The 12,187-nt window shown below is 43.4% G+C and carries 7 protein-coding genes; all 7 read right to left on the reverse strand.

Annotation, left to right across the window (positions count from 1 at the left end; genetic code table 11):
• The coding region (locus H6S82_RS05070; RefSeq protein ID WP_191056053.1) for a HAMP domain-containing protein at window positions 1-2,346 on the reverse strand (2,346 nt) is incomplete at its 3' end.
• A 238-nt stretch (window positions 2,347-2,584) separates the two neighbouring features.
• Window positions 2,585-4,366 carry a response regulator gene (locus tag H6S82_RS05075; protein ID WP_190467919.1) on the reverse strand — a complete coding sequence of 594 codons (1,782 nt, stop codon included), beginning with the start codon at window positions 4,364-4,366 and terminating at the stop codon, window positions 2,585-2,587.
• A gap of 58 nt (window positions 4,367-4,424) precedes the next feature.
• Window positions 4,425-4,907 carry a response regulator gene (locus H6S82_RS05080; RefSeq protein WP_242056830.1) on the reverse strand — a complete coding sequence of 161 codons (483 nt, stop codon included), beginning with the start codon at window positions 4,905-4,907 and terminating at the stop codon, window positions 4,425-4,427.
• Between the two features lie 85 nt (window positions 4,908-4,992).
• On the reverse strand, window positions 4,993-5,370 hold the full coding sequence (locus H6S82_RS05085; protein WP_190467926.1) for a response regulator: 378 nt from the start codon (window positions 5,368-5,370) through the stop codon (window positions 4,993-4,995).
• Window positions 5,371-5,390: 20 nt separating this feature from the next.
• The gene (locus H6S82_RS05090; RefSeq protein WP_190467927.1) at window positions 5,391-9,842 is read right to left on the reverse strand and encodes a PAS domain S-box protein; all 4,452 of its coding nucleotides are present in this window, start codon (window positions 9,840-9,842) and stop codon (window positions 5,391-5,393) included.
• Window positions 9,843-9,909: 67 nt separating this feature from the next.
• Complete coding sequence (locus H6S82_RS05095) at window positions 9,910-11,766, reverse strand: response regulator (protein WP_190467930.1); 1,857 nt, start codon at window positions 11,764-11,766, stop codon at window positions 9,910-9,912.
• A gap of 27 nt (window positions 11,767-11,793) precedes the next feature.
• Window positions 11,794-11,964, reverse strand: a complete 171-nt coding sequence (locus tag H6S82_RS05100) for a hypothetical protein (RefSeq protein WP_190467933.1) — start codon at window positions 11,962-11,964, stop codon at window positions 11,794-11,796.
• Between the last annotated feature and the right edge of the window lie 223 nt (window positions 11,965-12,187).

Raw genomic sequence — 12,187 nt, forward strand, 5'->3', positions numbered from 1 at the left:
TTCTCCTTTGACATCAACTGTAATTTTCTTAGAAAGGTCGCCATTCGCGATCGCTAATGTCACAACGGCAATGTTCCGCACCTGTGCTGTCAAACTACTTGCCATTGAGTTCACACTGTCTGTCAAGTCTTTCCAGGTGCCAGCAACGCCCCGAACTTCTGCTTGGACGCCCAGTTTTCCTTCAGTTCCCACTTCTCGCGCTACTCTAGTTACCTCAGAAGCAAAGGAATTGAGTTGATCCACCATCGTATTAATGGTGTTTTTCAGTTCTAAAATTTCCCCTTTTACATCAACAGTAATTTTCTTGGAGAGGTCGCCATTTGCTACTGCTGTCGTCACTTCGGCAATACCCCGTACCTGAGAGGTGAGATTACCTGCCATTGAATTTACGTTATCGGTCAGGTCTTTCCAAGTTCCGGCAACTCCTGGCACTAACGCTTGTACGCCTAATTTTCCTTCAGTTCCTACCTCACGGGCTACGCGAGTTACTTCCGAAGCAAAAGAATTCAGTTGATCCACCATAATGTTAATGGTGTTCTTCAACTCCAACATTTCCCCTTTGACATCGACAGTAATTTTCTTGGAGAGGTCGCCATTTGCTACTGCTGTCGTCACTTCGGCAATATTTCGCACTTGCGAAGTCAAACTGCCTGCCATGAAATTTACCGATTCAGTTAAATCTTTCCAAGTTCCGGCAACTCCTTTGACATCCGCTTGACCGCCCAAAATCCCTTCTGCGCCTACTTCTCTAGCTACTCTAGTTACTTCTGAAGCAAAGGAATTGAGTTGATCCACCATTGTGTTGATCGTGTTTTTCAACTCTAAAATTTCGCCTTTTACATCTGCTGTAACTTTCTTGGACAAGTCACCATTGGCGACTGCGGTCGTGACTTCCGCAATATTCCGCACTTGACCCGTTAAGTTACTGGCCATTGAGTTAACGTTATCGGTCAAGTCTTTCCAGATACCCGTTACACCTTTAACTTCTGCTTGTACGCCTAATTTTCCTTCTGTTCCCACTTCTCGCGCTACCCGCGTCACCTCAGAAGCAAAGGAGTTTAGTTTATCAACGGTGGAGTTAATGATATTTTTTAACTCCAGCATTTCTCCTTTGACATTAACGGAAATCTTTTTCGATAAGTCTCCGTTGGCGATCGAAGTTGTGACCTCCGCCACATTTCGCACTTGGGCTGTTAAACTCCCAGCCATAAAGTTCACAGATTCGGTCAAGTCTTTCCAAGTTCCAGCCACTCCCTTGACATCAGCTTGACCGCCCAAAATCCCTTCAGCGCCTACTTCACGCGCTACTCTGGTTACTTCTGCGGCAAAGGAACTGAGTTGATCCACCATTCGGTTAATCGTGTTTTTCAGTTCGAGGATTTCCCCTTTTACATCAACTGTGACTTTCTTGGATAAATCTCCATTTGCTACAGCTGTTGTCACTTCAGCAATATTCCGCACCTGTGCTGTGAGGTTACCTGCCATTGAATTTACAGAATCGGTTAAATCCTTCCAAGTCCCGGCAACTCCCGCCACCTGCGCTTGTACTCCTAATTTGCCTTCGGTGCCAACTTCTCGCGCCACTCGCGTTACTTCTGATGCAAAGGAACTGAGTTGATCCACCATGATATTGACGGTGTTTTTCAGTTCGAGGATTTCCCCTTTCACATCAACCGTGACTTTCTTGGACAAATCCCCATTAGCTACTGCGGTTGTCACTTCGGCGATATTCCGCACTTGTGCTGTGAGATTACCTGCCATTAAATTGACTGAATCGGTCAAATCCTTCCAAGTCCCCGCCACTCCCTTGACATCAGCTTGACCCCCCAGTTTCCCATCTGTGCCTACTTCTCGCGCTACTCTGGTAACCTCAGAGGCAAAAGAACTCAACTGTTCCACCATTGTGTTAATGGTCTGCGCGGTTTGTAAGAATTCTCCCTTCAGCTGTCTCCCATCTATATCTAGGGGAATTACTTGGGATAGGTCGCCATTTGCTACCGCCCGGATCACTCTGGCGGTCTCTGCCATTGGCTGCACCAAGTCGGTAATCAGCATATTGATGGAGTCGATCGAATCTTGCCATTGACCGTTGGCATTGTTGAGAACGGCGCGTTGCGCGATTTTGCCTTCTTTCCCCACCACCGTACTGATGCGTTCAAACTCTTTGACCATGCGTTCGTTGCGTTCGATAACGTCATTGAGTTTGTCGGCAACTTTGCCCGCTAACCCCGTTTTATTAATCGGCATTCGCACTGAGAAATCCCCTTTCTCGAAGGCATTCAACACTTCAAGTAGTTGACAGACATCGAGATCTTCGGTGTTGGGAGGAAGGGATGCGGTTACCATAGGTCAAATTGGGAAACAAGGGTAATTTATGCGATCGCGAAATTGAGTTTAGTAGTGAATTCTGAAGAACTGATGAAGTGCTGGAAAAGTTACAAAACTTTAATTTTTACTATTTTTACTCTTGAATAAGTAACCTCTATGTAAAACAGGTATTGTTTGCGCGACTGGTAATGCCGATCTTGCCACCCAGGTATTTGACTAATCGTTTCACCAAAGCTTGCTGAAGAATTGAAAAAAATCACAAAAATTCAGGATTTTTAGCAATTATTTGTTTAACTGGAAGTGTCAGTGTAAAACAAGTATTGTTTGCAATACTGGTAACGCCGATCTTGCCTCCCAAGTATTCTGCCAATCGTTTTACCAAAGCTAATCCCAAACCCGTACCATCATATTTCCAGGGGTCATTATTGGGAATGCGGTAGAATTTATCGAAAATGCGGGATTGTTGATCGATCGCAATTTCTACCCCAGAATTAATCACCTTAATTTCCAGTTCAACTTTGTCTTGTTCTTCTGATTTTTCGCAAATCTGTGCGCTAAAGGTAATTCTCTCTCCAGGTGGAGTGTATTTGTGAGCATTTGTCAATAATTCGGTGAGCAAACGTTCCCAACTAAAAATATCGATCGCTAATTTTGGTAAATCTCTAGCAATTTCAATATTTAACACTTGCCGTTGCTGTTGTACCCGCATCTCGAAAGGTTCGATAACTTGAAGTAACCAATCTTGCAGCCCTATTTCTGTTGGCATTAAGGAGTGTGTTCCTGCTTCTAGATGTTGCAGCAGTAAGATATCGCTTATTAATTTATTTTCCCGCTCGCATTCCTGACGTATAATTTTGAGATAAGTTGCTGCTTTGCTAGGAGTATGGGCTAAACAATCCTGACATTTTTCGGAAAGTACCGATTCAATTTCTAGCATTTGAATAGCTATTTGCATAGAAGAGATCGGGGTTCGCAATTCGTGGGAAATCGTGCTGAGGAAGTCATCTTTGAGACGATTCAATTTTTCGAGTTCTTCAACTTGCCTTTGAGAAGCTTGATAAAGTCGTGCCTGACGAATCGCGATCGCACATTGGCTGGCGACTTGTTCTACTAATCTTACTTCTAAGGGATTTAATGCTCTTTCTTGACGATCGATCACCCATAAATCTCCTATGGCATCCCCATTATAAATTGGGCAACAAAGGATGGCAACTCGCCCACGATTGGGATTGGGAAATAAAGAACAAAATTGGAATGATTGCTTTTGTTGAAGTTGATGATAAATTTCTGGAAACTTTTGGATTTCCACCACCTTACCTCGGTAAGAAGGTAGAGCAACAGAGTATTCATAGGTAATGGTCGAAGTTTGCTTTTTTCGGTCGTAAATCGCTGCATTGCAGCACAACGCATCGAGACCGATCGCTAATTCTTGCACCGCAGTTTGGATAATTTGAGCTTCATCTAAACTATCCCGAACCTTATCTGTAATATGTTTGAGAGTAAGCTCAAATTTTAATGTTTGTTGTAATTCGGCATTACGTTTCTGAAGCTCTTTCTCCAGAGAATTACTTAATTGATACCATTTGTGGCTGCTTATTTCTAATTGGGCAGTCTGGAACTCCAATCGTTTTCGAGCTTCAAATAACTTAATAAAGCCGACAAGTTTTGCTCTCAAAATTTTGGGAGAAATAGGTTTCACTAAATAATCCACCGCTCCCAGCGAATATCCTTTAAAAACAAAATCATCGCTGTGATAAACTGCGGTCAAAAAAATAATTGGTACGTGGCGCGTTCGTTCCCGCTCGCGGATTAATTTAGCTGTTTCAAATCCATCCATTTCTGGCATTTGAACATCCAGCAATATGGCAGCAAAATCTTGCCATAACAATTGTTTGAGAGCTTCATTGCCTGATGAAGCTTTGATCGAATTAGCATTCAGTCCGCTCAGGCTTTCTTCTAAGGCCAGCAAGTTTTGTGGCCGATCGTCAACCAATAATATATTAGCTGGTTCATCAGTATTTTGACTAAAATTAATCATTTCAAAATACCTTCAAAAAAGTTGAGGCAAGCAATTAATATTAGCTTGTTTGCAATGCTTATTCTTCTATATCCCAGCCGAGATAGGCTGCTATCTGTTCGGTTAACATAAAGGGATCGAAGGGTTTGGAAACAACTCCTTCTATACCCAGTTTTGACAAAATTTCCGGCTCGTCAAGCCTTACTTTTGCAGTCAGAAGAACGGTGGGAATAGATTGACCCTCTGGCTGATTTCGCAACTCTTTCAAGAAGGCGAGTCCATCCATTCCCGGCATCATTACATCCAGAACGATCGCATCAGGTTTATCTGTAACTACTTTCACTAAACCTTCTTGACCCGATCCTGCTGTAATGACATCCCACCCAGCAATGTCCTCCAAACATCCCTGGACAATTGCCCGAACATCGGGTTCGTCGTCAATAACCAAAATACGCTTAGTTGCCATAGATACCGCTCCATCCTGAAATATTGGACTAATTTCGACTAATTTGCCGCAATTATTCATTGCATATCTAACCTCATCAGTCGCAGTTGCTCTCATATTTTTACCCATTAATTTTTTTTATTAGAGCCATTTTTCTCTAACATAAAACTGAATTATGAAGAACTGCTGAAGTTATAACAATTTAAGATTCCCAACCAAACACGCTGGCGACCTGCTCTACTAAGGTCATCGGGTCAAAGGGTTTCACGATCAAGCCAACAATAGTGAGACTGGCAAATTGTTCTCGCTCCTCTGTTAGGGCTTTAGCCGTCAGCAGTGCCACAGGAATCGTTTCGGTGCTGGCATTTTCCTGAAGTTTTTGCAATGCCTCTAGCCCCCCCATTCCTGGCATCGAAACATCCATCAAAATGCCATCTAGTTCTTGTGTTCCGGCGATTTGCAATCCTTGTTCGCCGGAGTTTGCTGTCAAAACTTCCCATCCGGCAATATCTTCCAAGCATCCTTGGATAACTGCTCGAATATCTGGTTCATCATCAACAACTAGAACTCGTTTGCTCATTTGAATTTAGATTTTAGATTTTAGGTTTTTTCCGCATTCCCTAAAGGAAGAGTGAAATAAAATGTGCTGCCTTCGTTTAACACACTTTCTACCCAAATTTTACCACCGTGGTGTTCAATTATATTACGGCAAATAGCCAGCCCTAAGCCAGTGCCGCCTTTTTCACGAGCGTCTGAGGCATCGACTTGCTGAAATTGTCCAAAGATGGCTTCCAGCTTATCTTCTGGAATGCCGCGACCTTGGTCTTGGACAGAGAAAACCCCGTAGGAAGGGCCTTCTTTCTGGGTTAGTTTGGCGCTGATGGTAATTGTTGACTCTATAGCGGAAAATTTAATGGCATTACTGAGGAGATTAGTGAGGATTTGTACGATCGCATCTGGATCTGCCCAAACTTCTACCTCAGAAGGCACGCTCGACAGAGTAATATGGTTTTGTTCGGCTTGAGAGCGCATCACATTAACCGATTGCTGAATTAAGGTGCTAGCAGCACACGGCTGGAAGTTGAATTTTGCTTGTCCCGATTCCAATCGCCGCAAGTCGAGAATATCGTTGACCAAACGCACCAAGCGTTCGCTTTCTCTAGCGGCAATGTCGATCATTTGCTTCATTTTTTCCGGCTTTTTGTCGTACACGCCACCAGCAATCAATCCTAGAGAACCGCGAATTGAAGTTAAAGGCGTTCTTAGTTCGTGACTGACCACTGAAATAAATTCTTTTTTCATTTGGTCAATTTTGCGCCGTTCGGTAATATCTTCTACAACTCCCACAAAAAGAATAATTGTGCCATCGCTTGACTTAATTGGTGCGGTTCTTACTTGACTGTAACGAACACCCCCTTGACGGTCTTGGTAGCGCAGTTCGTTAAATAATCCTTCGTTACCTGCGGCTACTACATCTGACCAATATTGAAACATCCATTCGCGATCGTCGGGATGAATAAATTCTTTCCAACCATCTCCCAATGCTTCCTCATTCGTGCATCCGACAATCTTCTGATAGCAAGGATTGCTGTAGATACATTTACCTGCAACGTCGCTGAGGAAAATGCCGATGGGAGAGAACTCACTGAGAGAGCGAAATATCTCTTCACTTTGACGCAAAGCTTCTTCAATGAGTTTGCGATCGCTAATATCCAGCAGCACTCCGATCGATCTTAAAGGTTGTCCCAATTCATCGTAAATTGCCCTAGCTCGTCCCATCAACCAATGTAGAGAACCGTTGGGATGAACTACCCGATACTCAGCAGCATAATCGTTGTGGTTAGCGATCGATTCCATAAACAGAGGTTCAACCCAGCCGAGATCGTCCGGGTGAATATGACTGCGCCAAAGTTCGTAGTTTGGCTCAATTCGATCGGGAACTAAACCCAGTAAGGTGAAGTGATTGTCATTCCAGAAGATTTTGCCGCTGGGCAGGTGTAGATCCCAGAAGCCGATATGGGTTAAATCCAGTGCTAGGCGGCGGCGTTCTTCACTTTCTCTTAGAAGCGCTTCTGCTTGGTTACGTTCTTTTTCAATGCGTTTGCGATCGCTAATATCAAACAGGGTAGAGCGACTCATCAAAAAGTTTCCGGCTTCATCTTTAATTGCAGTACCATTTATGCTTACCCAGCGGCTTGTCCCGTCTTTACCGATCATCTCAAACTCTAAATTATCGATCCAACCCTGTTGCTTAAATATAGGGAAGTTCTCGTAAAAAATTTTTCTACTCTCTGGGGTAATTAAATCGATAAATTTCTTTTTGTCCAAAATCTCTTCACGAGTATAGCTTAACCAATTCAATTCTGTGTTGTTGATCCGAATTATTACCCCATCATCATCTAAAGAATGATAACCACAAGGCGCATTATTGTAAAGATCTTCAACTTCCTGAGCATATTTTTGCAAGGCAATTTCTACTTGTTTACGGGCAGTAATGTTGTTATTTATTTTGAGGATTTTGATCGGTCTACCCATTTCGTCTTTCTGCACTACCCAACGGCTAGCTACGATTAGGGATTGATTATTGCGATCGCGCTCTATTAATTCTCCTTCCCAGTAGCCTCGTTCAAACAATTGGGCTTGAATCTCTGCTAATGGTTGGGGAAATTGAGTTTGCAAAAGAAGATAAGATTCTTTTCCCAAGGCTTCGGATTGAGTCCAACCATACATTCTTTCTGCCCCCTGGTTCCAGAAAGTAATCACTAAATTCAAATCCAGGGTCACGATCGTGTCGTGAGCTAAATCTAACAATTGCGCTTTTTCTGATAATAGGGATTGAGTATGTTGTTGTTCTAATAAAGCTTCTAGTAAGCGATCGTTAACGACAGTCAGTTCTGCGGTGCGCTCAACCACTCTTTGCTCAAGTTCGGCATTTAATTGTTCTAAGGCAAGTTGAGTTTGTTTGCGATCGGTGATTTCCTCGCAAACGATATTAATACCGATAATCCGATCGCTATCCTTTAAGGGCAACCAACTCTCTACCCAGGTTCTTTGTACACCCGGTTGCGCTGGTGTTTCCCCAATAATTTCTACATTGAGAACAGGTTCCCCCGTTTCTAAGACAGAGTGCAATAGTTGTTCGGCACTATCAGCCAGATTGGGTACTATCTCACGCACCGTGCGATCGATATGTGCTTCAACAGGAAGCCCGTTTATTTCTGCCAATCGTTGATTAATTCGGACAAAGCGGAGTTCGCTGTCCAAAACGCTCAACCCAATTGGTGCAGAATGGTAGATAGTTTCAATTTCAGCTAGTTGCTGCTGAATCTGATTTTGCTTTTCCTGTAAGGCTACTTCTGCCTGTTTGCGCTTAGTAACATCAACAGAAAAAAGGATAATGCCACCAATTTCACCTGTAGCAGTATACCAGGGGTGAATCTCCCAGGATATCCATTGCTGAGTTCCATCTGCCCGCACAAACAAATCGTCATCGCATTTCTCGATCGCGCCAGCCAAACAGCGTTGATGAATTTGTCGCCATTGTTCGGGAATTTCGGGAAAGATATCGTAGTGCGATCGATTAATCAGGGATTCAAGGGAAATCAGGTTATATTCATCTACCCAGCGCTGGCTTGCCATCATATAGCGCATATCCCTGTCAAACATAGCAATACCAGCAGGCGCATACTGGACAAATAATCGCAGGAGAGCTTCATTTTCTCGCAACGCGGCTTCGGCTTGCTTGCGTTCTGCCAGTTCTGTTTGTACTTGTTGAAATAACTCGGATTGCTGAAGCGCAATGCTAACTTGGGCGGCTAATTGCTGTAAGAGGTCGATTTCTGACTCTTCCCACTGGCGAGGCGCTTCGCAGTGATGGGCAGCCAGTAACCCCCACAATCGATCGCCCTTCATCACGGGAACTACTAAATTTGCTCTTACCTGCAATTGTGCCAGGAATTCAACATGACAGGGACTAATACCGGAATTATAAATATCAGATTTAGCTGTAACTAAGCCTTTTTTGAATGGTTCGACATATTCTTCTCCTATGCAAGGGTCGAAAATCTGGAGCGGTAAAAGCGGCATCCATTCATCTGCCACCGATTCAACTACGATCGTTCCACCCCAAGCCGGGGTAAATTGAAAAATAATTACGCGATCGGTTTTCAGATATTCCCGCACTTCATCTACTGTTGTTTGCAGGATTTCTGGTAAATTGAGCGAATTTCGTATGCGTTGTGTAATCTGTGATACCAATTGTTGTTGCTCAAATTGGTGTCGCAGCTGTAGAGAAGTTGCGAGCAACTTCTCTACAGCTTCTTTTCTGGCATCGATCGCCATAATCGTTCCCGACATTCGCACAGGTTGCCCCTGTTCGTTATAAAAAGCTTTTCCCCGTCCTTCAACCCAGTGAACGCTACCATCTGCCCAAACAACTCGGTACTCATGCTGATAGGGAATGCGATGGTTTAAGGATTGTTCGATCGCCTTTTCTAACCCTTCTCGATCTTCAGGATAAAGACAAGCATCAAAGGTTTCATACCTACCATCAAAACTACCAGGCGCTAAACCTAATAACATTTCATGTTCCGGCGACCAAGTAATTTTCCCCGTTACTATATCCCAATCCCACATTCCCATTTGGGCGGCATTTAGAGCTGTTTTTAGACGTTCGGCACTCTCTTGCTGCAATTTCCGACTGAGTTGTTCGACTTTGCGTTTGCTTTCCTGCAAATCTCCACCAATAAAAGCAATCATGAGAGCAACTACAGTAAAAATGCCCAATCGCAACACATCATCGGGAGTTGTTCCCCAGAACTGGCGCAGTGGAGGAATAAAGTAATAGTTGAGTGCCAATATTGATAGCACAACGGTTACAAAACCCGGACGAATGCCGCCATACCAGGTACTCACAATTACGGCGATATAGAAAAACGCGCCGATCGTCCGGCTCATTAACGGCTCTAACCAGAGTGTGAGCAGCAGGGCGATTCCCGTAGAGGCGATCGCCACTATGTAGGGCAGTAACAGGCGATACGCTCTCTTTTTCATAATGCTTTTTCTGGTATTGGAGTTGTTAGCTTATTTTTAAGCATTTTTACCACGATCGGCAATCATATCACCACCTCTGGAGACGGTATAAAATTTGGGTGGCCAATTCCGTTCCCGGTATAGACTTACTGATGTAGGCATCGGCCCCGACAGCATAAGCTTTGGCGATCGTATCCGTTTCCGTGTGGGCTGACAAAATTATTACTTTGAGATGCTGCCATTGAGGGTCTGCACGCACCACTTGACATAGTTCAATGCCATCAAATTCAGGCATTTCTAAATCGAGAATTAGCACTTCAGGTTTACAGGCAGTTAACACTTGCCAAAATTCTTGGGGATGGTCAGAGGTTGTTACCTGTAGACCATAAGAGGATAATAATGTTGATAGGGAATTGAGAAAGCCTGGGTCATCATCGACAATCAAAACGCGATCGCCCCTAGTTCGTTGAGGCTTTTGCTTTAGCACATCGGTAACAATTTTGAGAATTTCCTGGGCTGAGAGGGGTTTGCGAACAAATGCGCTTACCCCCAAACGAACAGCAGCTATGCGATCGGGCAAATCTTCTCGTGCTGTAAAGATAATTACAGGTATTTTGGGTACTCGCCCCTGAATTTCTGCCATCAAAGTCAACCCATCTTCTGCGCCCGGAAAGCTGAGATCCAGCAAAATGATATTCGGCAGACTCTGAGCGATCATCTGACGAGCAACTTTTAGATCGGTAGCAATTTCTACCTGAAGATTCCAAGCGATCGCTTCTATTCGTAAGCGATCGGCTAATACCAAGTCGTCGTCTACAATCAAAATTCGGGAGGATAAAGCATCTGAGGGGGGACTTTGTGGAGATGCCTGCACTTTCGGGGGTGCTTGTGTTTGGGCTTGTTCAATTATTTGCTGCAACAAACGAACTAATTTAATCGCTTCCTGAATTTGTATCGTTTGTAAGGGATTTGCTCTCAAGAAAAGCTCAATCTGTTTCGCTTGCTGCGCCGCCTCAATTAATCCAAACATTCCCAACGAACCGACCAATTTATGTGCTAAACTTGTCGCCTCTTGGTGCTGTTCTGGCGAAAAGTTTCCCGAATTGAGGACATTTATTAGTTCTGCCAAATTTTTAATCTGCTCGACATATTTACTTTTAAACTGATTCCATACTTTTGATGTCACCGCCTGGGCTTTTCGATCGGCAGCAGATTTTTCAGTTGGAGAATTAGATGGTAAATTTGTTTGAGTCTTAGGGGAAGGTAAAGCGGCAACTTGGGGCGATCGCAACCGATATCCCAACCCATAAACTGTTTCGATCGGATCTGTCGCGCCAGCGGCTTTCAGTTTTTGACGCAGGCATTTAATATGGGTAGTAACTGTTTCCTCCCCTGGTGCTTCGGCGAAATCCCAAAGGCGATCGAGAATAGATCGGCGCGTATAAATACGTTTGGGATTGAGCAGAAAAAGTTCTAATAAACAATATTCTTTAGCCGTGAGAGGCAAAGTTTTTCCCTCACAAATTACCTCAGCATTTGCTGAATTAAGTTGAATATTTTCATAATTTACGAGCGTTGGTAACGTCTTTACCTTGCGTACAAATGCCCGCACTCTAGCCAATAATATCTCTATATTAAACGGTTTGATTATATAATCATCGGCTCCTGCATCCAGCCCCATCACTTGAGCTTCTGTACTATCTTTTGCCGTTAATAATAAGATGGGATTCTCATACCCTTCACTCCGAAGTCGCTTACACAGAGTAATACCATCCAATTTGGGTAAGCCAATATCGAGCAAAATCAAGTCATATTCTTGAGTTTGTGCCAGTTGTAATCCTATCTCTCCATCAGTAGCACGTTTGACAATCCAATGATAATTTGTCAGTGTTTCTATTATGATATCTGCCGTGGCGCTATCGTCTTCTATGAGTAGTATTTTCATCAAAACTTCTCCTTATTTACCCAAAAGTTAGTAAATCTGTTTATAACAACTTTCAGCTAGTAACAAGCGAGTAAGTAAAACTGGCAGACACACTCTAACCAAATTTCGTCCTTCATGTTTAGCTTGATACAGGGCGCGATCGGCAGCTTCAATTACCGCTTCCCCAATTAAACCATGTACGGGATAAGGTATGAACAAAGCAAGGTAAGATCGTCAACTGTTTAGAGTATTGCCTAAAAATCAAGTAGTTGAATTAATTTTTATTAAAGCTTTAAGAGCGCTTGTGTAAAAAAGGAAGTTTTCTCAAATCAAGCGAGAATCTTGAGGAAAAGCTTTACATCTTAATCAACGCAGGAGTTTGCTCTCGAATCCCTAAAGTAGTTGATAAGTTAACTAATATTGACCTAGTGCGCTTTTGCTC

Origin of the sequence: Planktothrix sp. FACHB-1355 (assembly GCF_014748295.1) — a bacterium.
GTDB lineage: Bacteria > Cyanobacteriota > Cyanobacteriia > Cyanobacteriales > Aerosakkonemataceae > Aerosakkonema > Aerosakkonema funiforme_A.

Coding starts and splice junctions, on each gene's coding strand:
- H6S82_RS05095 (WP_190467930.1), bottom strand. CDS start 11,766: ATGAAAATACTACTCATAGAAGACGATAGCGCCACGGCAGATATCATA.
- H6S82_RS05090 (WP_190467927.1), bottom strand. CDS start 9,842: ATGAAAAAGAGAGCGTATCGCCTGTTACTGCCCTACATAGTGGCGATC.
- H6S82_RS05085 (WP_190467926.1), bottom strand. CDS start 5,370: ATGAGCAAACGAGTTCTAGTTGTTGATGATGAACCAGATATTCGAGCA.
- H6S82_RS05075 (WP_190467919.1), bottom strand. CDS start 4,366: ATGATTAATTTTAGTCAAAATACTGATGAACCAGCTAATATATTATTG.
- H6S82_RS05080 (WP_242056830.1), bottom strand. CDS start 4,907: ATGAGAGCAACTGCGACTGATGAGGTTAGATATGCAATGAATAATTGC.